The sequence below is a fragment of the Mycobacterium sp. B14F4 genome, from assembly GCF_039871645.1.
Lineage (GTDB): Bacteria > Actinomycetota > Actinomycetes > Mycobacteriales > Mycobacteriaceae > Mycobacterium.
This window is the reverse complement of record NZ_JBDPMF010000007.1, coordinates 187,696-214,607: the sequence shown is the minus strand read 5'-3', so window position 1 is coordinate 214,607 and position 26,912 is coordinate 187,696. Positions and strand designations below refer to the sequence as shown.

Sequence of the window (26,912 nt, the reverse complement as noted above, 5' to 3'; positions counted from 1 at the left end):
AAGCGCAACTGTGACGAGAGCATCGACCGTGTTGCCGGCGACGGCTAGAGGTCCAGCCCGATGTCCAGCACGCGCACCGAGTGCGTGAGCGCCCCGACGGCGAGATAGTCGACTCCGGTGCCCGCGTACTCGGCGGCGGTGTCCAGCGACAGCCCGCCCGACGACTCGAGCTTCGTCGCGGGCGAACGCGAGTCGCGGCGCTGCACCGCGATCTGCGTCTGCCACACCGGGAAGTTGTCCAGCAACACGAGTTCGACGTTCTCCCCTAGGACTTCGTCGAGTTGCTCGAGCGAGTCGACCTCCACTTCGCATTCGATATCGGGCGCCACCACACGCACCGCACGCAGGGCGGCCACCACCGAACCGGCGGCCGCGACGTGGTTGTCCTTGATCAGCGCCGCGTCGCCCAGGCCCATCCGGTGGTTGACGCCTCCGCCGACACGCACCGCATACTTCTGCAGCGCCCGCAGGCCCGGCAGCGTTTTGCGGGTGTCGCGAACCTTCGCCCTGGTGCCCGATACCGCGGTCACCCAGGCGGCGGTGGCGGTCGCGATGCCCGACAGGTGGCAGACCAGGTTCAGCATGGTCCGCTCGGCCGTCAGCAACCCCTGGGTCGGCGCTTCGACGGTCAGCACCACGCTGCCGGAGTCCAGCCGCGCACCGTCGGAGACCCGATGCTTCACCAGGTAGCCGTCGACGCCGAGCACCTCGTCGAGCACGAGCAGCGCGACGTCGACGCCGGCGATCACACCCGGTTCCCGGGCCACCATCGACGCCGTCGTCCTGGCGTCGGCGCCGACCGTGGCCAGCGTGGTGACGTCCGGGCCGAAGCGCAGGTCCTCCTCCAGCGCGCGGGCGATCACCCTGCGGGCCTCGGTCAGCTCGTCGGCGGTCAGCTCCATCAGCAGCACGCCACCGCGGTGAGCAGGCTCCGGGCCTGCAGCGGATCGGTGTCGGGGTAGTCGCTGCGATGGTGGCACCCGCGGGATTCGGTGCGGGCCGACGCGGCGGCCGCGACCGCGCCCGCGGTGGTCGTCAGAGCGACGTCCTCGAAGTCGGCGCGCGAGGCGATCATCCGTGCAGGCGCGGCGTCCAGCTGGGTGGCCAGCGCGGCCAGGCCGTCGCCGTCGCGCACCACCGAGGCGTCCCTCGTCATCGCGCGCTGCAGATCGGTGCGCGGCAGTGCCCGTCGCACGGCCGGCTCCGGCGGGCACGCGGTCACGGGCCCGGCGCCCGAGGCGTGGGCCGCCGCCGCCTTTCCGGCCCGGCCACCGACCACCAGGCCCTCGAGCAGGCTGTTGGAGGCCAGCCGGTTCGCGCCGTGCATGCCGGTGCGCGCCACCTCGCCCGCGGCGAACAGGCCGGCCATCTCGGTGCGGCCGTGCACGTCGGTCATGACACCGCCGCAGCTGTAATGCGCCCCGGGCACCACCGGGATCGCCTCGAGCGTCGGGTCGATGCCCGCCGCCCGGCACGCCGCGGTCACCGTGGGGAACCGCTCGGCGAACCCGTCGATGCGGCGCGCGTCGAGGAACACGCACGGGGCGCCCGTCGCCTCCAGCCGCGCGTGGATGGCGGAAGCGACCACGTCCCGCGGGGCCAGGTCGCCCATCGGATGGACGCCCTCGGTCACCGGACGGCCTCGCGAGTCGATGAGGACGGCGCCTTCGCCGCGGACGGCCTCGGTGATCAGCGGTCGCCGGCCGGCGGCCTGCCCGTCGAACAGCATCGTCGGGTGGAACTGGACGAACTCCAGGTCGCTGACCGGCAGGCCGGCCCAGATCGCCAGCGCGACACCGTCTCCCGTGGAGCCCTCGGGGTTGGTGGTGGCCGCGTACAGGTGCCCGAGTCCCCCGGTCGCCAGGATCACCGACGGTGCATGCACGACGCCGAGGCCGTCCTCGTTGAGCACCAGCACCCCGGTGACCGCACCCGCCTCGTGCAGCAGTTCGATCGCCACGTGGTTGTGGCGGATGTCCAGTTCCGCGGCCGCCCCGTCGAGGGCACGCTGCACCTCGGCGCCGGTCGCGTCGCCGCCGGCGTGGATGATCCGGCGTCGCGAATGCCCGCCCTCGCGGGTCAGCGACCACGACCCCGGTGCCGACTCGTCGAATCGTGCGCCGTCGTCGACGAGTTCGACGACCGCGCGGTACCCGTCGGCCACGATCGAGCGCACCGCGTCGGCATCGCACAGTCCCGCCCCCGCCGCCAGCGTGTCGGCCACGTGCGCGTCGATCGAGTCGTCCGTATCGGGCAGCACGACGGCGATGCCGCCCTGGGCGTAGAACGTCGCGGTGTCACCGGTCTTGCTGAGCACCATGACCTTCCGGCCGCGACGGTGCGCCGCCAGCGCGGCGACCAGACCCGCCACCCCGGTGCCGATCACGACGACGTCGGCGCGCTGCTGCCAGCGTCCGGCCCACAGCCCCGCGCCGCAGGCCGCGGGGCGGGTCATTCGCCGCCGCCGGGCTGGCCGATCGCGATCATCCGCTGCACGCTGGCGCGTGCCAGCCGAGCGGTCTCGGGATCGACGTCGACCTCGTCCTTGCCGTCCACCAGGCAGCGCAGCAGCGCGGCCGGGGTGATCATCTTCATGAACTTGCACGAGGCGCGGTCGTTGACCGCCAGGAAGTCGACTTCCGGTGCGGCGCGGCGCAACTGGTGCAGCATGCCGACCTCGGTGGCCACCAGCACCTGGCGCGCCCGGGTATCGCGCGCGGCGTCCAGCATCCCGCCGGTGGACAGGATCTTGACCCGGTCCTCGGGGAACGCACCTTCACCCGCGAGGTATAACGCCGAAGTGGCGCAACCACATTCGGGGTGCACGTACAGCTCGGCGTCCGGATGCGTGCGGGCCTGGTCGGCGAGCTCGTCACCGTTGATGCCGGCATGCACGTGGCATTCGCCCGCCCACACATGCAGGTTCTTGCGACCGGTCACGCGGCGCACGTGCGCGCCGAGGAACTGATCCGGGCAGAACAGCACCTCCCGGTCCTCGGGAATCGAGGCGACCACCTCGACGGCGTTCGACGAGGTGCAGCAGATGTCGGTCTCGGCCTTCACCGCGGCGGTGGTGTTGACGTAGGAGACGACGACCGCACCGGGATGCTCGGCCTTCCACGCGCGCAGCTCGTCGGCGGTGATCGAATCGGCCAGCGAGCAGCCGGCCCGCTGGTCGGGAATCAGCACGGTCTTGTCGGGCGAGAGGATCTTGGCCGTCTCGGCCATGAAGTGCACACCGCAGAACACGATCGTGTCCTCGGGCACCTCGGCGGCGATGCGCGAGAGCGCCAGCGAGTCACCGACGTGGTCGGCGACGTCCTGGATGGCCGGCAACTGGTAGTTGTGCGCCAGCAGCGTCGCGCCCCGCAGGTCGGCCAGGCGGCGTACCTCGGCGGCCCACTCCTCGTCGCCGTCGACGCCGGAATAGCCGGCCGGGCCGTCGATGATTCGGCTGGTCAAGTCATCCCCAGGCGTCCGGTCCAGAACCGTCATGGCCGACTCCTCGTCCTGTCGAGGTTTTCGACTTACAATCGAAAACATGCCACATACTAACACCGCGCACGAGGTGCTCGCCGCCGTGTTCCAGGTTCGGGACCGTAACGCCGCGGGCGAACCCGGTAAACCGGCTCTTCACGTGTTGTTGTGGCAGCGTGCACTCGATCCCGAGCGCGGCAGCTGGTCACTGCCCGGTGGTCGGCTCGGCGACGACGAGGACCTGACCAGCAGCGTTCGCCGCCAACTTGCGGAGAAGGTCGATCTCCGTGAGCTTGCTCACCTCGAACAACTCGCGGTGTTCTCCGACCCACACCGCGTGCCCACGACCCGCACCATCGCCTCGACGTTCCTCGGGCTGGTGCCCTCCCCCGCGACCCCGGAACTGCCGCCGGACACGCACTGGCACCCCGTCAGCGACCTGCCGCCGATGGCGTTCGACCACGGCACGATGGTCGAGCACGCCCGCACCCGGCTCGTCGCCAAGCTCTCGTATACGAACATCGGATTCGCGCTGGCGCCAACCGAATTCGCGCTCTCCACGTTGCGTGACATCTACAGCGCCGCGCTCGGGCACCCCGTCGACGCGACGAACCTGCAGCGGGTGCTGGAACGCCGCAAGGTCATCACCCGCACCGGCACCATGGCGCGCTCGGGCCGCAGCGGCGGCCGGCCCGCGGCGCTGTACCGGTTCACCGAAGCGCGCTACCGGGTCACCGATGAATTCGCCGCGTTGCGGCCGCCCGGGTGAGTCGACTAGCTTCTTAACGCTTTCTTAAGTAAGAATGGCCGGATGGACTTGGGCAGCGCCGCTCCGGCAACGGGTGCCGAATGGATCGGTCAGGCACCTCACGAGGAACTGACCCGAGGCGCGCGCCCGCTGGTGCCCGCCAAGGACCCGTTCTACGATCCGCCCGCCGGTTTCCACCACGCCGCACCGGGCACGGTGCTGCGGACCCGCGACGTCGAGCTGGCCTTTCTCGGCCTGATACCGCAGAAGTTCACCGCCACACAGTTGCTGTACCGGACCACGGACATGAACGGCCGCCCGCAGGCCACGGCGACCACGGTGGTCGCACCCGCCGAGCGCACGTCCCACAAGCCCACCCCGATCGTGTCCTACCAGTGCGCCATCGACGCCGTGGCGGGTCGCTGCTTCCCGTCGTACGCGCTGCGCCGCGGCGCGAAGGCGATCGGGGCGCTCGCGCAGCTCGAGTTCGTCCTGATCGCCGCCGCTCTGGCCGAGGGGTGGGCGGTGTCGGTGCCCGACCACGAGGGCCCGAACGGCATCTGGGGCGCCCCCTACGAGCCCGGCTATCACATCCTCGACGGCATCCGGGCCGCGCTGAACTGTGAGCGCCTGAACCTCTCATCGGATGCCCCCGTCGGTCTATGGGGTTATTCGGGTGGCGGATTGGCCACGGCGTGGGCCGCGGAGATGCACGGTGACTACGCTCCCGAGCTCAACGTCGTCGGCGCCGTGCTCGGCTCGCCGGTAGCCGACCTCGGTAACGCCTTCCGTCGCCTCAACGGCAGCATCTACTCCGGGCTGCCCGCCATGGTGGTGGCCGGGTTGTCGCACGTCTATCCCGACCTCGACCGCGTGATCCAGCAGCACGCGAGCGACTCTGGCAAGGCGATGCTGCTGCGGGTCGAGAAGATGACCACCGCCCACGCCGTCCTCCGGTTGGTCCGGATGGACATGGGCAGGCTGATCGACGCGCCGCTCGAACAGATTCTGGACACCCCCGAGGTGCGGCACGTGTTCGACAGCATCAGGCTGGGCACCACCGTCCCGACCCCTCCGGTGCTGATCGTGCAGGCGGTGCACGACAAGATCGTCTCGGTCGACGACATCGACGAGCTAACGGAGACCTATCGGTCGGGCGGCGCGTCGGTGACCTACCACCGCGACCTGTTCAGTGAGCACATGCTGCTGCACCCGATGTCGTCGCCGATGGCGCTGCGCTGGCTGACCGACCGGTTCAACGGCAAGCCGCTGTCCGAACACATCGTGCGCACCACGTGGCCGACGCTGCTGAACCCGATGACCTATATCGGGATGGCGCGGCTGGTCAAGATCGCCGCGAAGGTGGTCACCGGGCGGAAGGTGGAACGCTCTCCGCTCTAGGGCGTGCAGTCTGCGCCCGCGCACTGGCCGAATATTCCGCTGGTGCGTCCTCGGAAGGTGTCACCGCGGAACGTACCGCTGAGGGTTCCGGTTAGCGCGCCGGATAGCTCCAGCCGGCCCGACTCCGTCGTACCCGCGGCTCGACTGTGCACACCCGGGAGACGGCCGGGACCATTGTGATACGACCCTTGGGCGCTACCGTCGGAACTGGCGCCGCCCTGTCCGAGTGCTCCTACGCCGCAGTCCGAGGAACACGATGTTCCATCTTCCGGTCGTGCGGTCGCCGATGCACAGTTCGTCGTTGCCACCGCAAACGTCAGCCCAACTGCCGCGGCCACCACAACCATGCCGTTCACGAACCTAGTCATGGGCAACCCCCTGCCAGCAAATGCACTGAGAGGACGTTACGCCCGGTCGGCTCGTGGTTGCAATGAAGTTTGCGCAGGAGAAGACGGCTCCAACGCGGATTCCACCGGCGGCCAGGCGCCGAGGTCGTCGCGGGCGGTCGAGACCGCGGTCAGCGAGTAGACCAGTGCCGCGATCGCGGCGGGGAACAGGATCGTCAGCGCCGCCTGCAGCGGCGAGAGACCGAAGAACACCGGCGGCGCCTCGACGACGTAGTGCACGCGGTGTTCCTCCGACACCGGTGCGGCGGCGACGTCGATGGACCCGTAGCGCAGCCGCACCAGGACCGCGCCGACGCCGGCCGCCACGCCCGCGCCGACCGCACAGCCGCCAGCCAGCGCCGCCGTCATGACCGGACCGCGATGAGCGCGTAACTGCCACACGGCGACCGCGGCGACCACCGCGACCGCACACATCATGCCGACGAGCAGGAACGCGGCGACGAAGAAGTGGTCGCCCTCGTTGCCCAGGTACGCGCGGATGCGGTCACCGCCGCGGGTCAGGGCGACGACGCCGTGGATCGGCGGGGCCAGCCACGCCCAGATGGCCCCCACCACCACTCCGGCGACGGTCAGCGCCGCCACCACCGCGGCTGCCGCCCGGTTGCGTGGAACACGTGGTGGCACAACGTCATTCATCGCTGGTCCAAGTCCTTCGAGTCGGTCATGCCGTGCCGCGAGCAGGTGGCCGACCACCCGTCGGGACGCACCTGGACGATCATGCGGCGGCCGCACTCGGCGCAGAAGCGCGGCGGCTCCAGGCCGAGGCGCGCGGCGGTCGGCACCGCCGTGCCGTCGGGTTCCCCGCTGTAGACGTTGAACGCCATGGTCGATGTTCTACAGGCTGGCGTTGAGCGCCTTGATGGGCATCTGCAGATCGTCGAGCAGTTCGAGATCGGCTTCGGCGGGCCGGCCCAGCGTGGTCAGGTAGTTGCCGACGATGACGGCGTTGATGCCGCCGAGGATGCCCTTCTTGGCGCCCAGGTCGCCGAGCGTGATCTCGCGACCTCCCGCGAACCTCAGCATGGTGCGCGGCAGCGCGAGCCGGAATGCGGCGACGGCCTTGAGCGCCTCGGACGCGGGCAGCACCTCGAGGTCACCGAACGGCGTGCCCGGCCGCGGATTGAGGAAGTTCAGCGGCGCCTCGTGCGGGTCCAGCTCGGCGAGGTTGGCCGCGAACTCCGCCCGCTGCTCGAGGGTTTCGCCCATGCCGAGAATGCCGCCGCAGCAGACCTCCATGCCGGCGTCGCGAACCATCTGCAGCGTGTCCCACCGCTCTTCCCAGGTGTGGGTGGTGACGACGTTGGTGAAGAACGACCGCGCGGTCTCCAGGTTGTGGTTGTAGCGGTGCACGCCCATGTCGGAGAGCCGCTCGACCTGCTCTTCGGTGAGCATGCCCAGCGAGCAGGCGATCTGGATGTCGACCTCGTTGCGGATAGCCTCGATGCCCGCCGCGACCTGGGCCAGCAGCCGCTCATCGGGTCCGCGCACGGCGGCGACGATGCAGAACTCCGTCGCACCCGTCTTGGCGGTCTGTTTGGCCGCCTCGACAAGGCTCGGGATATCCAGCCATGCGCTGCGTACCGGCGATGCGAAAAGCCCGGACTGCGAACAGAAATGGCAGTCCTCGGGGCAGCCGCCGGTCTTCAGGCTGATGATGCCCTCGATCTCGACATCGGGCCCGCACCACTTCATCCGGACTTCGTGGGCCAGTTCGAGCAGGGCGTCGAGGCGGTCATCCGGCAGCTGCAGCACCTGCAGCGTCTGGTCCTGGGTCAGACCTTCGCCGCGCTCGAGCACCTGCTCGCGTGCCACCGCCAGAATGTCGCTCACCACGTATCTCCTCTTGCCCTCTTGAACGGTGTTCAGGTTAGGGTACTGGCGTGCAGCTCCACAAACGCGACGTGGTCGACGCCGCCACGGCCCTGCTGGACAGCTACGGCATCGCCGATTTGACCATGCGGCGGCTGGCCCGCGACCTGAACGTGTCCCCCGGCGCGTTGTACTGGCATTTCGCCAACAAGCAGCAGCTGCTCGGGGCGGTCGCCGACCAGATCCTGCGATCGGTCCCCGAGCTGTCAGGGGGCTGGCGCGAGCGCGTCGCGGGAGTCTGCTCGGCGCTGCGCGACGCGCTGCTGTCGCACACCGACGGCGCCGAGTTGGTGTCGGCCAGCTTCGCCGCGGGCCAGTCGGACGCGATGGCCCGGATCCTCGCCTCGCTCACGGCGGCGACATCGGACGCCGGCGTCGCTGCGGAGCACGCCGAACTGGCCGCGCGCACGGTGCTCTATTACGTGCTCGGCTTCACCGTCGACGAGCAGTCGCGGCTGCAGTGGGACGCCGCCGGGGCCGAGCTGCCCGACCAGCAGTCGGTGCTGACCAAGGACCCGAGCGCGCGCTTCGCGTTCGGCCTTCGGTTGCTCGTCGACGGCATCACCGCCCACAGCGGCCAGCCCGGCAACCCTTTATTGAAGTCGGGTTCCGAGTAACGCGTTCACGGCGCGGTGTCGGTGTTTCCGTCGCCGGGACCCGCGTCGGCACTGAGATTATCGCCGTTGACAGTGGCGGTGTTGTTGCTTCCGAGGGTCGTAGTTCCGGGGAAACTGAATGTGCCACCGGCCCGAGCCGAGCTGTCGTCGCCATTGACGGTGGCCGTGTTCTTGTCGCCGATGCCGGCGGAGGCGTCGCTGTCATCGCCCTCGACCGTCGCGGTGTTCCCGTCGCCGATGCCGGCGGAGGCGTCGCTGTGGGTGCCGATCACGGTGGCCGTGTTGTCGTTGCCGCCGCCGGCGGTGGCCCTACTGTCCTTTCCGTCGACGGTGGCGGTGTTACCGCTTCCCTGGAAGGCGCGTGCGTCGCTGCCGTTGCCGGTGACCGTCGCAGTGTTGTTGTTGCCGACGACGTCTTCGCCCTCAATCACTGTGCCGCCGGCGAGGGCGTCACTGTTGTCGCCGGTGACGGTGGCGGTGTTGTTGTCACCGATGGCGGCGGTGGCCGTGCTGAACTCTCCCTTCACGGTGGCGGTGTTGTCACTTCCACCGGTAGCTTCAGCCTCGCTGTTGTCACCGGTCACAGTGGCGGTGTTGTCGTCTCCTCCGCCTGCGACGCTCTTGCTGTCGTCGCCGTCGACGGTGGCAGTGTTGTTGTCGCCACCTCCGGTGGAGGCGAAGCTTTGATTGCCGGTGACCGTGGAGGTGTTGTGGTTCCCGTTGACGGCGAAGGCCGCACTGTCGTCACCGGTCACAGTGGCGGTGTTGTTGTTGCCGAGCGTTGTCTCCCCGAATAGGAAGGTACCGCCGGCCTCGGCAGTGCTGTCGTCGCCGGTGACGGTGGCGGTGTTGTTGTCGCCGAAGCTGGCGGTGGCCGTGCTCTGGTTGCCGGTGACGGTGGCGGTGTTGTTGTCGCCAAGGCCCGCTGAGGCGACGCTAAAGTCGTTGCCGACGACGGTCGCGGTGTTATTGTCGCCGCCGGCGGCGGTCGCGAAGCTGCCCCTGCCGGTGACCGTGGCGGTGTTTTCGCTGCCGTGTCCGGCGAGTGCGTCGCTGCCTGTGCCGGTGACGGTGGCGGTGTTGTGGTCGCCATCAGTGGCGGTGGCCGTGCTGCCAATTCCGTTGACCTTGGCAGTGTTGTAGGTGCCGTCGGTAGCGGTCGCCGTGCTCCCGGCGCCATTGGCAATTGCGGTGTTGTGGTCGCCGTACGCGATGGCAGTGCTCTCATCGCCACGGGCGATGGCCCTCGAACCCGTTCCTTCAGAGTCGGCTTCGGCGGTGCCTCGGTCGATCCGCTGCACACCGTTGGTCGACACGCTGATGTTCGGCGAGGTCGGTAAGGGGTGAACAACCGGCGGCGGATGCGGGGGGTTAACACAAATGACTGTCGTGCAGTCCGCCGACGCTACCCAAGGCATGGCTGCCAAGCCGGCGCCGATGCCCAAGGCGACGGCCAATCCGCCGACCCGGCCTATGTATCTGGCGTACCTCATCATCGATCCTCCCGGTCAGCCGAATTGACCCCGCAAACGGACTACGCTCTATACCGCATCCCGGCGGGATGTGAGCTTTGCTGGTGTGGTGCAGGCCGCCCGCGACTTTGATGTGAAGTGTGCGGTGACGACTGGACGCGGGGGATGGGGAGTTTTCCCTATCTTTTGGTCCCCATCGAGGCTGAGGTGTCGACGCATGTGAGCGGGGGCCGCGAGATGCTGCTCGAGCGCGAACGCGTGCTGGCCGAACTGACTGGCCTACGTCGACGGGCTGGTCGTGATGGCGGACGCCTGGTGTTGCTACGGGGCGAGGCCGGGGTCGGTAAGACCACGGTGATCGACCGGTTCATCGGCGACCTCGATGAGCGCGTACGGGTGTTGCGGGGCTGGAGCGACCCGCTTACCACACCGCGGCCGCTCGGCCCGTTGCTCGACATGCTCGCCCAGCTGCGTGAACCGGAGGCGGCGGGTTTGGCCGCGGTCATTGACCGCGCCGATCCAGGAGCGATCTACACCCGCCTACTGCGCTTGTTCGGCGACGGCAATATGTGGGTGTGCGTGATCGAAGACGTGCACTGGGCCGACGGTGCCAGCTTGGATCTACTGCGATTCCTGACGAAGCGAATCGACACGCTGCCCGTCCTGTTGGTCGCGTCCTACCGCGATGACGAGGTGGGCCCGCAGCATCCGCTGGCGCTGGCGCTCGGTGATGTGGCGACCTGCGCTGCGGTGACACGCATCCGGCTTGGGCCCCTGAGCCGTGACGCGGTGGCCCTGCTGGCCGCAGGCAGCGGCATGAACGCCGACGAGTTATTCGGGCTCACCGGCGGCAATCCGTTCTTCGTCACCGAAGTGCTGGGCGCGGGCCCGCTGGGTACCGGAGCGCTGCCCAGCAGCGTGTCCGAAGCGGTGTGGGGTCGGATGGCTCGATTGTCGGCCGCTGCACTCGATACCGCGCACGCCGCAGCGGTCTGCGGTCCGCGCGTTGCTGCCGATCGGCTGGAGGTGGTGTGCCCCGGCGCGGCGAAGGCATTGCATGAATGCCTGAATGCCGGGGTGCTGGTCGACGACGGGGCGGCGGTGGGCTTCCGCCACGAACTGGCCCGCCGCGCAGCGGCCGAACAGATTCCCGATTACCGACGCCGAGAGTTACACGCACGTGCGCTCGACGCGCTGTCGGATCCACCGATTGCTCCCGAAACTCTGGGAGCGTTGGCATTTCATGCCGGGCAGGCAGGTGACGCCGACGCGGTGATCCGTTACGGGCCGGATGCGGCCGCGCGGGCTGCCGGGTTGCGCGCGAACCGCGAAGCCGCCGAGCTTTACGACTTGGTACTGCGTTACGCCGATTCGGTGCCGGCGGGGCAGAAGGTGGCGTGGCTGGAGAGGCACGCGTTCAGTCTCTACATGTGCGGGCAGGTCAACGCCGCCACCGAGTCCATACGCGCCGCGATCACGCTGCGTCACCAGCTGGGGGACCGACGCCGGGAGGGCGACGACCTGCACTGGCTCTCGCACATGCTCTGGGCGTTGGGGCGCACCACCGACGCCATCGAGGTCGGTCGTGCGTCACTGCGGCTGCTCGACGATGTTGGCCCGTGCCCACAGCTCGGCTGGTCGCTTGTCAATCTCGCGCAGCTGGCCGCCGTGGCTTACGACCCGTCCTGCGCCGGCTATGCCGCCCGTGCGATCGAGCTCGGCAGGCAGCTGGACGACCCTGCGATGGTGATTCGCGCCCGCAGTTCCGCCGCGGTGGCGAGGGCACTGCTCAACGACACCGGCTGGGACGAGCTGGAGGCTGTTTGGCGCGACGCGACGGCGGCCGGTCTGATGGCAGAACACACCGGCCTGATCGGGGCGACCATGTGCTGGGCCGCGGCGCTGCACCGAGATCTGGACCGCGCAGATCGCGTCCTCGCCGAATCTTCGGCGTTCTGTCGCGAACACGAGCTCGACGCCTTCGTCGCGCTGGTCGTCGGCGCCGAAGCGCTGGTCGCGTTGTGCCGCGGTGACTGGACCCGGGCGGCCGCCGCCGCCGACACAGTGCTCACCCGGCCCGGACTGAGCGCGTTGCGCGTCCTGCCGCTGATCACCCTCGCGCTGACCCGGGCCCGCCGCGGCGAGCAACCAGTCGCCCCGCTGCTGGACGAGGCCCTCGCGGCCATCGAACCCACAGACCTACTCCGCTCCGGTCCGGTGTGGGCTGCGCGCGCGGAGGCCGCCTGGTTGGCCGGTGACGACCGCACCGCGCGCGCTGAAGCGCTCGCCGGCCTTGCCGCGGCGACGGCCGTCGGCGCCGACCCATGGCTGGTCGGGCACTTGCATCGCTGGGTCCATCTCACGGGCGGCCCACCGAACGGTTCCTTCGATGCCGATGCGCTCACGCCCTACTCGCGTGAAGTCACCGGTGACTTTCGGGGTGCCGCCGAGGAATGGGGCCGTCGTGGGTGTCCCTACGACGTCGCGCTTGCCCTACTCGGCGGCCACGCGGACGCCGTCGAAGCCGCGCTGGAAACGTTCTGCGACCTGGGCGCCCGGGCAGCAGCGAAACGGGCCCGTCAGCGCCTAGCGGCACTGCGCGGTCAGACGCGGTGCGGAAGCCGTGCCGACACCCGCGCCGATCCACACGGACTCACCCGCCGTGAACGCGAGGTATTCGAGCTGCTTGCCATCGGCCGCAGCGATCACGAGATCGCAGTCACCCTGTACATCAGCCCGAAAACCGTCGGTCACCATGTCAGCTCGATACTGACGAAACTCGGCGTCACCAACCGCACGCAAGCGGCCGCCGCGCACAACCCGAGCCTGTGAGTCAGCTGATCAGGTGCTCGAGTTTCTTGTCGCCCTCCCAGCGGCGCAACCCGACGACGCTGCCCACGATCTCGGCCGGCCTCCCGGCGATCCGCAGCGCCTTGCCGAGTTGGGCGGGCGCCACGCGGCGTGCCAGCGTGACATGGGCGGTCCATTGGCCCGGCAACGAGTTCGCCATCGGGCCCGGCTTCGTGTGCGGCAGGCACAGTCGATACACCTCGGCGTGCACCCGCAGCAATTGGGTTGTCGGCACCAGCAGCCGCGCCAGCACGAAATTCGACCGGCCGAACAACAGCGGCGCCCCGATCCGGCACGGAAACTGGAATCGCGCGGCCAGCTGCGCCAGCAGCGGCTCAACTTCGGGGGCGATCCGCTCGCCAACCGTAAGCGTTGCGTGCGGACGGCTGGCCGGCGACTGACTGGGGATCCCGGCGAAGCGCAGGTCGTCCCAGATGTGCCGGACAGCCGCCTCGGTGTCGGGGTCGAAGACCAGCTCGACGGAGTGCACCACGTCAGATTCTCTTCGCGTAAGCGCTCATCGGCCGCTACACACCAGGCCCGCGACCCATTCGGCGTCGAACGCCGACGCGCTCATCGCCTCGAACTGCGCGGCGCTCAATGCGCCCGCCCCAGCGGGCAGCACCGCCCGCACCGGCGCCAAGCCTGCCAACGCCTCCCGGTTGCCCTGTTCGGCGACACCGGGATCCCGCGGCCAGGAGCCGATGACCAGGCCTGCGCATGGAATATGCCGAGCCGCAAGCGCTTCCAACGTCAACGCGGTGTGGTTGAGCGTGCCCAACCCGGCCGCGACGACGATGAGCACCGGCGCGGCCAGGTCTGCTGCAGCGTCGCGCAGTGTTGCCCCGTCGCCGATCTCGACCAGCAGTCCGCCCGCCCCTTCGACCAGGGTCACGTCCGCGTCGACGGCACGCACGGAATCGACCAACTCGCCGCGCGTGGGCAATGTCATGCCCGCGCGGTCGGCGGCCGCGCGCGGGGCCAGCGGCTCCGGGTAGCGCCACGACCCCGAAAGCCGGGAGACTCCCGACAGCCGGCCGATGTCGGCGAGGTCGTCGTCGCGCGGGCTGCCGGTCTGCACGGGTTTGCACACCGCGACATCGATGCCCGCCAGGCGCGCCGAGCAGGCCAGCGCAGCGGTGGCCACCGTCTTGCCGACACCCGTGTCGGTGCCCGTGACGACGAGGGTGCTCACCGGCGCGCGCCGGCCAGCACGTCGGCGAGAACCTGGCTCGCCGCGCGCATTTCGTCGTCGGTGAGCGACGCTCGCGCGGTCAGCCGCAGCCTCGAGGTCCCCGCGGGCACGGTCGGCGGCCGGAAGCACCCGACCCGCACACCGTGCTCCAGACACGCCGCCGCCGCTCCGAACGCGACCTCGGGCTCGCCGAGGATCACCGACACCACGGCCGAGTCCGGTCGTTCGGGCACAGAGCAGACGGCGGCCAGCTCCGCCGCGCGCTCCAGGACCGCCGTCGCGCGCCAGGGCTCGCCGATCAGCACGTCCAGCGCCGCCTGCGCCGCGCCCACCGCGGCGGGCGCGAGGCCCGTGTCGAAGATGAACGGACGCGCGGCGTCGACGAGATGGTCGCGCACCGCCGCGGGACCCAGCACCACGCCGCCCTGGCTGCCCAGCGCCTTGGACAGGGTCGTGGTCATCACGATGTCCGGCGCGCCGGCCAGGCCGACCTCGTGCAGCAGGCCCCGGCCGCCGCTGCCCCGCACGCCGAGACCGTGCGCCTCGTCGACCACGAGCAGCGCGCCGTGCCGTCGGCAGACGTCGTGCAGGGCCCTCAGCGGGGCCAGGTCGCCGTCGGCGGAGAACACCGAGTCGGTCAGCACGACGGCACGCTCTTCGTCGCGTCGGGCGAGCGCGGCGTCCACCGCGGCGACATCCCGGTGCGGTGTGACGACCACCCGGGCCCGCGACAGCCGGCACGCGTCGACCAGCGATGCGTGCGTCAGCGCATCGGACACCAGCAGCGATCCGGCGCCCGACAGGGCGACCACCGCACCAAGGTTGGCGGTGTAGCCCGAGGAGAACACCAGCGCCGACTCGGCGCCGACGAACTCGGCGAGCGCGCGCTCGAATCCCTCGTGAAGCTCGGTGTTGCCGGTGACCAGGCGCGATCCGGTCGAGCCCGCGCCCCAGGTGCGCAGGGCCTGCACTCCGCCGTCGATCACCGCGGGATGCTGCGACAGGCCGAGATAGTCGTTGGAGGCGAGGTCGAGTTCGGCGCCGACGGGCGGACGCGCACGCAGCGACCGGCGCAGGCCCGCTGCGCGGCGCTGCTGCTCGACGTCAGCGAGCCAGGCCAGCGGCGACAGGTCGGTACGCGTCACATGAGCCTCCGTCACTTGAACACCGTTCAGGTTAGGCCACCGGCGCGAGCCCGCACAAAGCGGCTGCGAGACCCGCGAGCGCACAACCTTGTACGGTTTCAGGCGCCAAAGCTGTACAAGGGTGAGCGCTCGGCGGGTCATTACAGCTAGCTCAGTGCACGGGCGACCCCGACCATCGCCGAGGTGATCTGGTCGATCTCGTCCGGTGTGCAGATGTAGGGCGGCATCGCATAGACGAGGTTGCGGAACGGCCGCAGCCAGATCCCCCGTTCCAGCGCCGCCGGCGTCGCGACGCGCAGGTCGACCGGACGCTTCATCTCGATCACGCCGATCGCGCCCAGCACACGGACGTCGGCCACGCCGGACAGCTCAGCTGCGGGCGCCAGCCCCGACGACAGCCCGGCTTCGATCTGCTGCAGGGTCGCGCGCCAGTCGCCGTCCAGCAGCACCTCGACCGACGCGACCGCGACAGCGCACGCCAGCGCGTTGGCCATGAAGGTCGGGCCGTGCATCAGCGCGCCGGGTTCGTGCGAGCTGATCGTGCGGGCGATCTCGCGGGTGCACAACGTGGCCGCCAGCGTGATGTAGCCGCCGGTCAAGGCCTTGCCCACGCACATGATGTCGGGGCTCACCCCGGCGTGGTCGGCGGCGAACAGCTCGCCGGTGCGGCCGAACCCGGTGGCGATCTCGTCGAAGATCAACAGCACGTCGTGACGGCTGCAGATGTCGCGCAGGTCGGCCAGGTAGCGCGGGTCGTGGAACCGCATCCCGCCGGCGCCCTGCACGACGGGCTCGACGATCACCGCGGCCACCTCGTCGGCGTGCTCGGCCAGCTGCTCCTCGAACGCCGAGACATAGCCAGCGTCGTAGCCGGCGGGCACCTGCGGCGCGAACACCTGATGCGCCAGCACGTCGGTCCACAGCTCGTGCATGCCACCGTCGGGATCGCACACGCTCATCGGCGTGAACGTGTCGCCGTGATAGCCGCCGCGCCACGTCATCAACCGGTGCTTGCCACCACGGCCGAGGCTGCGCCAGTACTGCAGCGCCATCTTGACCGCGACCTCGATCGACACCGAGCCCGAGTCGCTGAAGAACACTGTCTCCAGGCCGTCGGGAGTGATCTTGACGAGCAACTGAGCGAGCCGGGCGGCGGGCTCGTGCGTCAGCCCGCCGAACATGACGTGGTTCATCGTGGCCAGTTGCCGGGTGATCGCCGCATCGAGAACCGGGTGGCCGTGCCCGTGGATCGCGGTCCACCACGACGCCATCGCATCGAGCACCCGCACCTCGCGGCCCTCGTGGTGCAGGGTCAGCCACGCCCCGCGGGCGGCCAACGCCACCACCGGGGTCTGCGCCTCGGCGCCGATCGTGCTGTAGGGATGCCAGACGTGGGCGGCATCGAGCGCGCTGATCTCGGCAGGCGTCAAGGCTGGCACCTTCGGTAGATTATCCGTCGACCATGATGACCCTCGCCCCTCCCCGGCCGGCGCCCCTCTCGGATCCGGGCCCGTCGCCACGCGCGACGAAAGGCCCGAGCGGCGCGCGGCCATCGGCGTTCTACCGGCACGATCTGGACGGTCTGCGCGGTGTCGCGATCGCGCTGGTCGCCGTGTTCCACGTGTGGTTCGGCCGGGTGTCCGGCGGTGTCGACGTCTTCCTGGCGCTGTCGGGCTTCTTTTTCGGTGGGCGGCTGCTGCGGACCGCGATGACGCCGGGCGCGTCGCTGTGGCCGGCCCCGGAGCTCACCCGCCTGGTCCGCCGGCTGCTGCCCGCGCTGGTGGTGGTGCTCGCGGTCTCGGCGGTGCTGACGATCGTGATCCAGCCGCAGACGCGCTGGGAGACGTTCGCCGACCAGAGCCTGGCCAGCCTGGGCTACATCCAGAACTGGGAGCTGGCCAACACCGCATCCGATTACCTGCGCGCCGGTGAGGCGGTCAGCCCGCTGCAACACATCTGGTCGATGTCGGTGCAGGGCCAGTTCTACATCGCGTTCCTGGCGCTGATTTTCTTGTTCGCCTTGGTGTTTCGCCGCGTCCTCGGCAGGCATATGCGGGTGGGGTTCGTGGTGCTGCTGAGCGGGTTGACCATCGCGTCGTTCGTCTACGCGATCCTCGCGCACAACGCCGACCAGGCCTCGGCTTACTACAACAGCTTTGCGCGGGCGTGGGAACTGCTGCTTGGCGCGTTGGTCGGGGCCCTGGTGACCAACCTGCGGTGGCCGATGTGGCTGCGGACGACGGCGTCGGTCATCGCGCTGGCCGCTATTCTCGCCTGCGGCTTCTTGATCGACGGCGTCACGGAGTTCCCCGGACCGTGGGCGCTGGTGCCCGTGGGCGCCACGATGCTGTTCATCCTGTCGGCGGCGAACCGGGTCGCCGACCCGCACACCGGCGGCCGGATGCCGCTGCCGAACCGCGTGCTGGCGACCGCACCGTTCGTGTCGCTTGGCGCCATGGCGTACTCGCTGTACCTGTGGCACTGGCCGCTGCTGATCTTCTGGTTGGCCTACACCGGGCACACCCGTGCGAACTTCGTCGAAGGCGCAGGCGTGCTGCTGGTCTCGGCGCTGCTGGCGTGGCTGACCACCAAGTACATCGAGACCCCGCTGCGCTACCGGGCATCGGCGACCCCCACCACCGTCGTACCGCTGCGGGTCCGGCTGCGCCGACCGACGCTCGTGTTGGGTTCGGTGGTGGCGCTGCTTGGCGTCGCGCTGACCGCGACGTCGTTCACGTGGCGCGAGCACGTCGTCGTCGAACGCGCGAACGGGGAGGAACTGGCGGCCCTTCCGGCGAGCGACTATCCCGGTGCCCGCGCGCTTCTTGACGACGTCAGAGTGCCGAAGCTGCCGATGCGTCCCACCGTGCTGCAGGCGAAGAAGGACCTGCCACAGACCACCGAGGACGGCTGCATCAGCGACTTCGACAACGTCGAGGTCATCAACTGCAGCTACGGCGACAAGGCCGCCACACGCACCATCGCGCTGGCCGGCGGGTCGCACGCCGAGCACTGGATCACCGCCCTGGATCTGCTGGGCAGGCAGCACAATTTCAAGGTCGTCACCTACCTGAAGATGGGCTGCCCGCTGACCACCGAGAAGATGCCACTGGTGATGGGAGACAACCGGCCCTACCCGAAGTGCCGCGAGTGGAACCAGAAGGTGATGGCCAAGCTGATCGCCGACCGGCCGGACTATGTGTTCACCACCGCGACGCGGCCGTGGAACGTCAAGCCGGGCGACGTCATGCCCGGCACGTATATCGGCGTCTGGAAAAGCCTGTCGGACAACGATATTCCGATCCTGGCGATGCGCGACACCCCGTGGCTGGTACGCAACGGCAAGCCCTACTTCCCCGCCGACTGCCTGGCCGACGGAGGCAACGCGATCTCCTGCGGGGTCAAGCGATCCGACGTACTGTCAGACCACAACCCCACACTCGATTTCGTCGCGCAGTTCCCGCTGCTGAAGCCGCTCGACATGAGCGATGCGGTGTGTCGTCAGGACTTCTGTCGCGCGGTGGAGGGAAATGTGTTGCTGTATCACGACGCTCACCACATCTCGACGACGTACATGCGCACGATGGCCGGCGAACTCGGGCGCCAGATCGCCGCGGCCACCGGCTGGTGGGTTAACTGATGACCTCCTCGGAGCCCCCTGCCGCGGTACCGACCGTATGGCCGGGAGCGCCTTATCCCCTCGGCGCCACGTACGACGGTGCGGGCACGAACTTCTCGTTGTTCTCCGAAGTGGCCGATCGCGTCGAGTTGTGCCTGATCGGCAAGGACGGCCGCGAGGAGCGGGTCAACCTCGACGAGGTCGACGGCTACGTCTGGCACTGCTATCTGCCGACCGTCACGCCCGGACAGCGCTACGGCTACCGCGTGCACGGGCCGTGGGATCCGGCGGCCGGACACCGGTGTGACCCGAGCAAGCTGCTGCTGGACCCGTACGGCAAGTCGTTCCACGGCGACTTCGACTTCTCCCAGGCGCTGTTCTCCTATGACCTGAACGCCGACGACCTCGCCTCCGGCGGCACGCCGCCGCACATCGACTCGCTGGGCCACACCATGACCAGCGTCGTCATCAACCCGTTCTTCGGCTGGGCGTCGGACCGGGCGCCGCGCACGCCGTATCACGAGACCGTGATCTACGAGGCGCATGTCAAGGGCATGACGCAGACCCATCCCGGCATCCCCGAGGAGTTGCGCGGCACCTACGCCGGGCTCGGTCACCCGCTGATCATCGAGCACCTCAAGTCGCTGAACGTCACGGCGATCGAGCTGATGCCGGTGCACCAGTTCCTGCACGACCACCGGCTTCTCGACCTGGGACTGCGAAACTACTGGGGCTACAACACGTTCGGTTTCTTCGCCCCGCACTATCAGTACGCGGCCAACAAGCACGCGGGCGGGGCGGTCGCGGAGTTCAAGACCATGGTCCGGTCCTTCCACGAGGCCGGCATCGAGGTCATCCTCGACGTGGTCTACAACCACACCGCCGAGGGCAACCACCTCGGGCCGACGCTGAACTTCCGCGGCATCGACAACGCGGCCTACTACCGGCTGCTCGACGGGGACCTGCGGCTGTACAAGGACTTCACCGGCACCGGCAACAGCCTCAACGCCCGCCACCCGCACACGCTGCAGTTGATCATGGACTCGCTGCGCTACTGGGTGCTCGAGATGCACGTCGACGGGTTCCGCTTCGACCTGGCCGCCACCCTGGCCCGCGAGTTCTACGACGTCGACCGGCTGAGCGCGTTCTTCGATCTCGTGCAACAGGATCCGGTGGTCAGCCAGGTGAAGCTGATCGCCGAACCGTGGGACGTCGGCGAGGGCGGATATCAGGTCGGCAACTTCCCAGGTTTGTGGACCGAGTGGAACGGGAAGTATCGCGACACTGTGCGTGATTACTGGCGGGGCGAGCCCGCAACCCTGGGCGAGTTCGCTTCGCGGCTGACCGGTTCGTCCGACCTCTATGAGGCCACCGGCCGGCGGCCCGGCGCGAGCATCAACTTCGTCACCTGCCACGACGGCTTCACGTTGAACGACCTGGTGTCCTACAACGAGAAGCACAACGAGGCCAACGGCGAGGACAACCGCGATGGCGAGAGCCACAACCGGTCGTGGAACTGCGGGGTCGAGGGCCCGACCGACGATCCGGACATCGGTGCGCTACGGGCCAAGCAGATGCGCAACATCATGGGCACGCTGATGGTGTCGCAGGGCACGCCGATGATCTCGCACGGCGACGAGATCGGCCGCACCCAGCGGGGCAACAACAACGTCTACTGCCAGGACTCCGAGATCTCGTGGATGGACTGGTCGCTGTGCGAGACGAACACAGACCTCCTGGCGTTCACCCGCAAGGTCACCGGGCTGCGCAAGCACCACCCGGTGTTCCGCAGGCGGCGCTTCTTCCAGGGCAAGCCGATCCGTACCCGCGACGAGGTCCGCGACATCGCCTGGCTGACCCCCGCCGGCGAGGAGATGACACCCGAGGACTGGGGCAGCGGCCTCGGCAAGTGTGTCGCGGTGTTCCTCAACGGCGAGGCCATCCCCACGCCGAACGAGCGCGGTGAGCGAGTCGTGGACAATTCATTCCTGTTGTGCTTCAACGCAAATGACCACCCACAGGATTTCATCACCCCGGCCGGCGGCTACGCCAAAGAGTGGACGGCGGCGCTGGACACCGCCGACGAGACCGGGGCCTCCGACGCGGTCGTCAAGGCGGGCGAGAAGCTCTCGCTGCAGGCCCGCTCGCTGCTCGTCATGCGCAAGACCGCCTAGCGCATGACCATCACCTCGACATACCGCCTGCAGATGCGCGGTGACTGCTTCACCTTCGCCGACGCGGAGAACCTCCTGGACTACTTCGCCGACCTCGGGGTCTCGCATCTGTACCTGTCGCCGATCCTGACCGCGGCCGAGGGGTCCACACACGGCTACGACGTCACCGACCCGACCACGGTGTCGGCGGCGCTCGGCGGAGCAGAGGGCTTCGCGCGCCTGTCGCAGGCCGCGCGCGAGAAGGGCCTCGGTCTCATCGTTGACATCGTCCCCAACCACGTCGGCGTCGAGAAGCCGCAACAGAACCCGTGGTGGTGGGACGTTCTGACGCACGGCCGAAACTCGCCTCATGCAACGTATTTCGACATCGACTGGGATCTGGACGGTGGCCGCGTGGTGTTGCCGGTGCTGGGGTCCGACAGCGACGTCGACGATCTGGTCGTCGACGGTGATGTGCTGCGCCTCGGCGACCTCGTCTACCCGATCGCGCCCGGAACCGGCGAAGGAACCGGCACAGAGGTGCACGATCGGCAGCACTACCGGCTCGTCGCCTGGCGCGCCGGGGCGAGCGAAGCGACGGGGAAGTTATCCGGCGTCTGCGGCTACCGCCGCTTCTTCTCCATCACGTCGCTGGCGGGGCTGCGCCAGGAGGACCGCGCGGTCTTCGACGCCACCCACGTCGAGGTCAGGCGCTGGTTCGCCGAGGGCCTGGTCGACGGGGTCCGAATCGATCATCCCGATGGGCTGTCCAACCCGACCGGATACCTGACGTGGCTGCGCGAGCTCACCGGACCCGACGCCTGGATCGTCATCGAGAAGATCCTCGCCGCCGACGAGCCGCTGGAGCCGAGCCTGCCGGTCGACGGCACCACCGGGTACGACGCGATGCGCGAGATCGGCGGCGTCCTCATCGATCCCGCCGGCGAAGAGCCCCTGACCAACCTGTTCGCCTCCACCGGGACGGACTACCGCACGATGCGCGCCCTGGCGCGTCGGCTGAAGGCTCGCGCGGTCACCGACACACTGCGCAGCGAACTCGCCCGGCTACGGCGCACCATCGTGGCGGCCACCGGAAGCGACCATCCGCAGCTACCCGAAGCCGTAGCGGCGTTGCTCAGCCATATCGAGGTGTATCGCTCCGACTACCGGTCCCTGTCCGGCGTGCTGCCCAAGGCGTTGGCCGAAACCGTTTCGGCACAACCCGATCTGGCGGTGCCGCTCGCGGTGGTAGCCGCGGCACTGGCGGTGAGCACCGAAACCGAGGTGCGGCTGCAGCAGCTGTGTGGCGCGGCCACGGCCAAGTCGATGGAGGACTGCCTGTTCTACCGCGACGCGCGGCTGGTGTCGCTCAACGAGGTCGGCTCGGAGCCAGGGCATTTCGGCGTCAGCGTCGCCGAATTCCACCAGCGCGCAGCGGTGCGGGCGCGGACGTGGCCGCAGGCCATGGTGTCGCTCTCGACGCACGACACCAAGCGCGGTGAAGATGTCCGTGCGCGGCTCGGCGTGCTGACACAGGTCCCGTCGTTGTGGGCGGAGCTGGTCGGCAAGTGGACGCTGGCTGCCGCTCCCCCGGATGCGGGCACCGCGTTGTTCCTGCTACAGAACATGTTCGGGGTGTGGCCGGTCGACGGCGCGGTCACCGACGAGCTTCGCCGGCGGTTGCACGACTACGCCGAGAAGGCGGTCCGCGAGGCCGGCGTCCACACCACCTGGAACGACCCCGACGATCAGTTCGAGTCCGAAGTGCACACCTGGCTCGACACCGTCCTCGACGGACCGGTGGCCGCCGAGATGACCTCCCTGGTGGGCCGCATCGACGCGTATGCGCGCAGCGACGCCCTCGGCCAGAAACTGTTGGCGCTCACGGCTCCCGGCGTGCCGGACGTCTACCAGGGCACCGAACTGTGGGAGGACAGCCTCGTCGATCCGGACAACCGCAGGCCGGTCGACTACGCGGCGCGACGCGACGCGTTGACCGCGTTGCGTCATCCGAAGATGCGGGTGGTGCGTGCCGCCCTGGGGCTGCGCCGCGACCGCCCGGCCAGCTTCACCGGCGGCTACCGGCCGGTGCTCGCCGACGGCCCGGCGGCCGAACACGTGGTCGCGTTCCTGCGCGGCGACGACGTGCTGACCGCCGCGACGCGGCACGCGGTGCGGTTGTCCGAGACGGGCTGGGGTGAAACGTCTGTCGTGCTGCCCGACGGGGTGTGGACGGATCGCATCGGCGGCGTCCGGCACAGCGGGCGGGTACCGGCCGCGGAGTTGTTCACCGGACTGCCGGTCGCCCTCCTGGAGCGTCTCGATGACTGAGTTCAGCGTGTGGGCACCGCAGCCCGCGAGGGTACGCCTGGACGTCGACGGCACCCTGCACGACATGACCCGGTCCGAGGGCGGGTGGTGGCGGGCCGACGTCCCCGATTCTGAAGCCGGGCCCGATGCCCGCTACGGCTTCGTGCTCGACGACGACCCGACCGTGCTGCCGGATCCGCGCTCCCCCCGCCAGCCTGAGGGGGTGCACGCCCGTTCGCAACTGTGGCAGCCCGCGGCCGATGCGTGGACCGACGGCGACTGGTCCGGCCGGACGATCGAGGGCTCGGTCATCTACGAGTTGCACGTCGGAACATTCACCGGCGAGGGCACTTTCGAGGCGGTGATCGACAAGCTGGATTACCTTGTCGACCTCGGGGTCGACTTCGTCGAGCTGATGCCGGTGAACGCGTTCGGCGGAACTCACGGCTGGGGCTACGACGGCGTGTTGTGGTACGCGGTGCACGAGCCGTACGGCGGCCCCGACGGGTTGGTGCGGCTGATCAACGAGTGCCACCGGCGCGGACTCGGGGTGCTGATCGACGCGGTGTTCAACCATCTCGGCCCATCGGGAAACTACCTGCCGCGGTTCGGGCCGTACCTGTCGACGGGCAGCAATCCGTGGGGCGAGTCGGTCAACATCGCCGACGCCGAGGCCGACGAGGTGCGCCGCTACATCATCGACTGCGCGCTGCGCTGGATGCGCGACTTCCACGCCGACGGGCTGCGGCTCGACGCGGTACACGCGCTGGTCGACACGACCGCGATCCACATCCTCGAGGAGCTGTCCGCCGAAACCGGCGCCCTGGCAGCGCAATTGGGCAGGCCGCTGTCGCTGATCGCCGAGAGCGACCTGAACGACCCCCGGCTGATCACCCCGCGGGATCACGGCGGGCTCGGCATGACGGCGCAGTGGGACGACGACATCCACCACGCCATCCACTCGGCGGTGTCGGGCGAGCGCCAGGGCTACTACGGCGACTTCGGCACGATCGAGGCATTGGCTACCACGCTGCAGAGCGGCTACTTCCATGCGGGCACGTATTCGTCGTTCCGGCACCGCCGGCACGGCCGACCACTGGACACCGCCGCCATTCCGGCCACTCGCCTGCTGGCCTACACCCTCACGCACGACCAGGTGGGCAACCGCGCGGTCGGCGACCGCCCGTCGCAGAACCTGACCTTCGGCCAGCTCGCGGTCAAGGCGGCTCTTGCACTCGGGTCTCCCTACACGGCAATGCTGTTTATGGGGGAAGAATGGGGATCGTCCTCGCCGTTCCAGTTCTTCAGCTCACATCCGGAGCCCGAACTCGCCCGAGCGACGGCGGAGGGCCGCAAGCGTGAGTTCGCCGAGCACGGGTGGGACGCCGACGAGATTCCCGATCCCCAGGACCCGGAGACGTTCCTGCGCTCGAAGCTGAAGTGGGACGAGGTCGACGACGGTGATCACGGCCGGCTGCGGCGGGTGTACCGGGAGCTGATCGCGTTGCGGCACAACGAACCCGACCTGGCCGACCCGTGGCTGGACCACCTGCGGGTCGACTACGACGAGGACCGCCGCTGGCTCGTGATGCACCGCGGGTCGCTGGCGATCGCCTGCAACCTCGGCGCCGGGGAGGCCGACGTGCCCGTCACCGGCGAGGTCGTGCTGGCTTGGGACGAGCCGACGGTCGACGCGGCGTCGACGCGGCTGCCCGGACAGTCGTTCGCGATCCTGCGCCGAAACTGAACTCCTGCAGGCCGTTTCCCGAACAAGCTCTGCACAAGCTCAGTCTCGCGCTGTCTAGAGCAGGTAGCGGTACGCCGGCGAGCCGGGTTCCAGCGCCTCGATATGGATCTCCGAGGCGCGCATGCGCTCGAGCAGGCCCTCGAAATCGGCAGCCGAGCCCAGCTCGATGCCCACCAGCGCCTCGCCGGTCTCGCGGTTGTTGCGCTTGACGTATTCGAACAGCGTGATGTCGTCGTTCGGTCCCAGCACCTGGTCGAGGAACCGGCGCAGCGCGCCCGGCTCCTGCGGGAAGTCGACGAGGAAGTAGTGCTTGAGGCCGAGGTGCACCAGCGAGCGCTCGAGCACCTCGCCGTAGCGCGAGACGTCGTTGTTACCCCCTGAGATCACGCACACCACCGTCGACCCCGGTTCGATGTCGGCCTCCATCAGCGCCGCCACGGACAGCGCGCCCGCCGGCTCGGCGATGATTCCCTCGTTCTGGTAGAGGTCGAGCATCGCCGTGCACACCGCGCCCTCGTCGATCGTGGTGATCGACACCATGTCGCCCGCCGCGGCCAGCGCGGCATACGTCAGCGTGCCCGCCCGTCTCACCGCGGCGCCGTCGACGAACTGGTCGACGTGGTCCAGCGTCACCGGCTCGCCGGCGGCCAGCGCGGCCATCATCGCGGCGGCGCCGGCCGGTTCGACACCCAGCACCGAGGTGCTGGTCGTCCGTTCGGCGAGATAGGTGGTGATGCCCGCGATGCAGCCGCCGCCGCCGACCGGGACGATCACCAGATCGGGCTCGCCGTCGAGCTGGACGAGGATCTCGGCGGCGATCGTGCCCTGACCGGCCATCGTGCGCAGGTCGTCGTACGGCGGCACCAGGGTCGCGCCGGTGCGCGCGACGTCCTCCAGCGCTGCCGCCGCGGCGTCGTCGTAGGTCTTCCCGCCGACGATCAACTCGATGTACTCACGGCCGTGGTAGCGGATGCGGTCGCGCTTCTGCTTCGGCGTCTTGGCCGGCACGTACACCCGGCCGCGGATGCCCATGGACCGGCACGCCATCGCGAAACCCTGCGCGTGGTTGCCCGCCGACGAGCACACGACCCCGGCCGCGAGTTCGTCCGCGGACAACTGCATCAACAGGTTGTGCGCACCACGCAGCTTGTAGGACCGCACCGCCTGCAGGTCCTCGCGCTTCAGGTACACCGTCGCACCGGTGGCCTCCGAGAGACGTTCGCTGACCTGCAGCGGGCTGCGCAACACCACGCCGGAAATTCGCGCAGCGGCCTCGTCGATGTCGGCCGCACGAAGCGGCGACGTTCTACGACCCTGGCTCAGTTCGGCGGACACCGGTCAATGGTGCCACCAACCTAGCTCTTCTCTTAAATGAGCCCGTCAGTTAACCGGGGTGAGCACGAACACCGGGATCTGGCGGTCGGTCTTGGTCTGGTACTCCGCGTAGTCGGGCCAGGCCTGCACGGCACGCTCCCACCAGAGCGCCTTCTCCTCGCCGAACACCTCGCGCGCCTGGTACTCCCTGGTGACGGGGCCGTCCTGCAACTCCACCCGCGGGTTGGCCTTGATGTTGTGGTACCAGACGGGGTTCTTCGGGGCACCGCCCAGCGACGCCACCACCGCGTACTGGCCGTCGTGTTCGACCCGCATCAGCGGGGTTTTGCGGACCTTGCCCGTCTTGGCCCCGATGGTCGTCAACAGGATGAGCGGCTTGCCCTTCATCTCGACACCGTCGGTGCTGCCCGACTCCATGATCGTGTCGGCGTGTTCACGCACCCAGTCCCATGGGCTCGGCACATACTCTCCGGAAAGCGGCATGTGACCAGCTTAGACCCGCTTATCATCCGTTCGCCTGATCCGGCGTTTCGGCTGGCCGAAAAATCGATTACGAGCTATCGTCGT

Annotated in this window: 21 protein-coding genes; 8 read left to right on the top strand and 13 right to left on the bottom strand. The window is 69.1% G+C overall.

Features of this window, described 5'->3' with window-relative positions; genetic code table 11:
- Positions 1-44 precede the first annotated feature (44 nt).
- Genes nadC through nadA form a run of 3 tightly spaced genes read right to left on the bottom strand, consistent with a single transcriptional unit; the run spans position 45 to position 3,495 of the window.
- Positions 45-902, bottom strand: coding sequence for a carboxylating nicotinate-nucleotide diphosphorylase (gene nadC, locus ABGB19_RS20085; protein ID WP_347687828.1), 858 nt, complete (start codon positions 900-902; stop codon positions 45-47).
- A complete protein-coding gene (locus ABGB19_RS20080) occupies positions 902-2,455 on the bottom strand; it encodes an L-aspartate oxidase (RefSeq protein WP_347687743.1) in 1,554 nt (517 codons plus the stop codon). The genes nadC and ABGB19_RS20080 overlap by 1 nt, the downstream gene beginning before the upstream one ends.
- The gene (nadA, locus tag ABGB19_RS20075; protein ID WP_347687742.1) at positions 2,452-3,495 is read right to left on the bottom strand and encodes a quinolinate synthase NadA; all 1,044 of its coding nucleotides are present in this window, start codon (positions 3,493-3,495) and stop codon (positions 2,452-2,454) included. The genes ABGB19_RS20080 and nadA overlap by 4 nt, the downstream gene beginning before the upstream one ends.
- A 46-nt stretch (positions 3,496-3,541) precedes the next feature.
- On the opposite strand from nadA, the gene ABGB19_RS20070 reads away from it, so the two are divergent.
- Together ABGB19_RS20070 and ABGB19_RS20065 are read left to right on the top strand one after the other, a co-directional pair.
- A complete protein-coding gene (locus ABGB19_RS20070) occupies positions 3,542-4,246 on the top strand; it encodes an NUDIX domain-containing protein (RefSeq protein WP_347687741.1) in 705 nt (234 codons plus the stop codon).
- Between the two features lie 42 nt (positions 4,247-4,288).
- Positions 4,289-5,626 (top strand): lipase family protein, encoded by a 1,338-nt coding sequence (locus ABGB19_RS20065; RefSeq protein ID WP_347687740.1) that lies wholly within the window; start codon positions 4,289-4,291, stop codon positions 5,624-5,626.
- Positions 5,627-6,030: 404 nt separating this feature from the next.
- On the opposite strand, the gene ABGB19_RS20060 is transcribed toward ABGB19_RS20065, so the two are convergent.
- Genes ABGB19_RS20060 through bioB form a run of 3 tightly spaced genes read right to left on the bottom strand, consistent with a single transcriptional unit; the run spans position 6,031 to position 7,863 of the window.
- On the bottom strand, positions 6,031-6,669 hold the full coding sequence (locus tag ABGB19_RS20060; protein ID WP_347687739.1) for a DUF2567 domain-containing protein: 639 nt from the start codon (positions 6,667-6,669) through the stop codon (positions 6,031-6,033).
- The gene (locus tag ABGB19_RS20055; RefSeq protein WP_347687738.1) at positions 6,666-6,857 is read right to left on the bottom strand and encodes a hypothetical protein; all 192 of its coding nucleotides are present in this window, start codon (positions 6,855-6,857) and stop codon (positions 6,666-6,668) included. Before ABGB19_RS20055 ends, ABGB19_RS20060 begins: the two co-directional genes overlap by 4 nt.
- A 10-nt stretch (positions 6,858-6,867) precedes the next feature.
- Positions 6,868-7,863 carry a biotin synthase BioB gene (gene bioB, locus ABGB19_RS20050; RefSeq protein WP_347687737.1) on the bottom strand — a complete coding sequence of 332 codons (996 nt, stop codon included), beginning with the start codon at positions 7,861-7,863 and terminating at the stop codon, positions 6,868-6,870.
- A 50-nt stretch (positions 7,864-7,913) separates the two neighbouring features.
- On the opposite strand from bioB, the gene ABGB19_RS20045 reads away from it, so the two are divergent.
- On the top strand, positions 7,914-8,519 hold the full coding sequence (locus ABGB19_RS20045; protein ID WP_347687736.1) for a TetR/AcrR family transcriptional regulator C-terminal domain-containing protein: 606 nt from the start codon (positions 7,914-7,916) through the stop codon (positions 8,517-8,519).
- Positions 8,520-8,524: 5 nt separating this feature from the next.
- Here ABGB19_RS20045 and ABGB19_RS20040 read toward each other — a convergent pair whose 3' ends face one another.
- A complete protein-coding gene (locus tag ABGB19_RS20040) occupies positions 8,525-10,012 on the bottom strand; it encodes a hypothetical protein (protein WP_347687735.1) in 1,488 nt (495 codons plus the stop codon).
- A gap of 186 nt (positions 10,013-10,198) precedes the next feature.
- On the opposite strand from ABGB19_RS20040, the gene ABGB19_RS20035 reads away from it, so the two are divergent.
- On the top strand, positions 10,199-12,823 hold the full coding sequence (locus tag ABGB19_RS20035; protein ID WP_347687734.1) for an AAA family ATPase: 2,625 nt from the start codon (positions 10,199-10,201) through the stop codon (positions 12,821-12,823).
- Position 12,824: 1 nt separating this feature from the next.
- On the opposite strand, the gene ABGB19_RS20030 is transcribed toward ABGB19_RS20035, so the two are convergent.
- The 4 genes from ABGB19_RS20030 to ABGB19_RS20015 form a co-directional block, all read right to left on the bottom strand.
- Complete coding sequence (locus ABGB19_RS20030) at positions 12,825-13,334, bottom strand: 2'-5' RNA ligase family protein (protein ID WP_347687733.1); 510 nt, start codon at positions 13,332-13,334, stop codon at positions 12,825-12,827.
- A gap of 24 nt (positions 13,335-13,358) precedes the next feature.
- Complete coding sequence (bioD, locus tag ABGB19_RS20025; RefSeq protein ID WP_347687732.1) at positions 13,359-14,036, bottom strand: dethiobiotin synthase; 678 nt, start codon at positions 14,034-14,036, stop codon at positions 13,359-13,361.
- Complete coding sequence (locus ABGB19_RS20020; protein ID WP_347687731.1) at positions 14,033-15,181, bottom strand: 8-amino-7-oxononanoate synthase; 1,149 nt, start codon at positions 15,179-15,181, stop codon at positions 14,033-14,035. Before ABGB19_RS20020 ends, bioD begins: the two co-directional genes overlap by 4 nt.
- 146 nt (positions 15,182-15,327) lie before the next feature.
- Entirely contained in the window at positions 15,328-16,620 is a 1,293-nt protein-coding gene (locus ABGB19_RS20015) for an adenosylmethionine--8-amino-7-oxononanoate transaminase (RefSeq protein WP_347687730.1), read from the bottom strand.
- Positions 16,621-16,643: 23 nt separating this feature from the next.
- Here ABGB19_RS20015 and ABGB19_RS20010 point away from each other — a divergent pair, with 23 nt between their 5' ends.
- The 4 genes from ABGB19_RS20010 to treZ are packed head-to-tail and all read left to right on the top strand — an operon-like array spanning position 16,644 to position 25,010.
- Positions 16,644-18,821 carry an acyltransferase family protein gene (locus ABGB19_RS20010; RefSeq protein ID WP_347687729.1) on the top strand — a complete coding sequence of 726 codons (2,178 nt, stop codon included), beginning with the start codon at positions 16,644-16,646 and terminating at the stop codon, positions 18,819-18,821.
- Complete coding sequence (gene glgX, locus ABGB19_RS20005; RefSeq protein WP_347687728.1) at positions 18,821-20,974, top strand: glycogen debranching protein GlgX; 2,154 nt, start codon at positions 18,821-18,823, stop codon at positions 20,972-20,974. Before ABGB19_RS20010 ends, glgX begins: the two co-directional genes overlap by 1 nt.
- Positions 20,975-20,977: 3 nt before the next feature.
- Positions 20,978-23,284, top strand: coding sequence for a malto-oligosyltrehalose synthase (gene treY / locus ABGB19_RS20000; protein WP_347687727.1), 2,307 nt, complete (start codon positions 20,978-20,980; stop codon positions 23,282-23,284).
- Positions 23,277-25,010: a malto-oligosyltrehalose trehalohydrolase gene (gene treZ, locus ABGB19_RS19995; protein WP_347687726.1), complete on the top strand. Its 1,734-nt coding sequence runs from the start codon at positions 23,277-23,279 to the stop codon at positions 25,008-25,010. The genes treY and treZ overlap by 8 nt, the downstream gene beginning before the upstream one ends.
- A 54-nt stretch (positions 25,011-25,064) precedes the next feature.
- Here treZ and ilvA read toward each other — a convergent pair whose 3' ends face one another.
- Both ilvA and ABGB19_RS19985 read right to left on the bottom strand, forming a co-directional pair.
- Positions 25,065-26,345 (bottom strand): threonine ammonia-lyase, encoded by a 1,281-nt coding sequence (ilvA, locus tag ABGB19_RS19990; protein WP_347687725.1) that lies wholly within the window; start codon positions 26,343-26,345, stop codon positions 25,065-25,067.
- Between the two features lie 45 nt (positions 26,346-26,390).
- A complete protein-coding gene (locus tag ABGB19_RS19985) occupies positions 26,391-26,828 on the bottom strand; it encodes a nitroreductase family deazaflavin-dependent oxidoreductase (RefSeq protein ID WP_347687724.1) in 438 nt (145 codons plus the stop codon).
- Positions 26,829-26,912 lie beyond the last annotated feature (84 nt).

What these genes read in the sequence shown, in the direction of transcription:
- ABGB19_RS20040 (WP_347687735.1), bottom strand. Translation starts at nt 10,012, where the DNA reads ATGAGGTACGCCAGATACATAGGCCGGGTCGGCGGATTGGCCGTCGCC.
- ABGB19_RS20010 (WP_347687729.1), top strand. Translation starts at nt 16,644, where the DNA reads ATGATGACCCTCGCCCCTCCCCGGCCGGCGCCCCTCTCGGATCCGGGC.
- ABGB19_RS20080 (WP_347687743.1), bottom strand. Translation starts at nt 2,455, where the DNA reads ATGACCCGCCCCGCGGCCTGCGGCGCGGGGCTGTGGGCCGGACGCTGG.
- ABGB19_RS19985 (WP_347687724.1), bottom strand. Translation starts at nt 26,828, where the DNA reads ATGCCGCTTTCCGGAGAGTATGTGCCGAGCCCATGGGACTGGGTGCGT.
- ABGB19_RS20070 (WP_347687741.1), top strand. Translation starts at nt 3,542, where the DNA reads ATGCCACATACTAACACCGCGCACGAGGTGCTCGCCGCCGTGTTCCAG.
- treY (WP_347687727.1), top strand. Translation starts at nt 20,978, where the DNA reads ATGACCATCACCTCGACATACCGCCTGCAGATGCGCGGTGACTGCTTC.
- glgX (WP_347687728.1), top strand. Translation starts at nt 18,821, where the DNA reads ATGACCTCCTCGGAGCCCCCTGCCGCGGTACCGACCGTATGGCCGGGA.
- ABGB19_RS20065 (WP_347687740.1), top strand. Translation starts at nt 4,289, where the DNA reads ATGGACTTGGGCAGCGCCGCTCCGGCAACGGGTGCCGAATGGATCGGT.
- treZ (WP_347687726.1), top strand. Translation starts at nt 23,277, where the DNA reads ATGACTGAGTTCAGCGTGTGGGCACCGCAGCCCGCGAGGGTACGCCTG.
- ABGB19_RS20055 (WP_347687738.1), bottom strand. Translation starts at nt 6,857, where the DNA reads ATGGCGTTCAACGTCTACAGCGGGGAACCCGACGGCACGGCGGTGCCG.
- nadC (WP_347687828.1), bottom strand. Translation starts at nt 902, where the DNA reads ATGGAGCTGACCGCCGACGAGCTGACCGAGGCCCGCAGGGTGATCGCC.
- nadA (WP_347687742.1), bottom strand. Translation starts at nt 3,495, where the DNA reads ATGACGGTTCTGGACCGGACGCCTGGGGATGACTTGACCAGCCGAATC.
- ABGB19_RS20060 (WP_347687739.1), bottom strand. Translation starts at nt 6,669, where the DNA reads ATGAATGACGTTGTGCCACCACGTGTTCCACGCAACCGGGCGGCAGCC.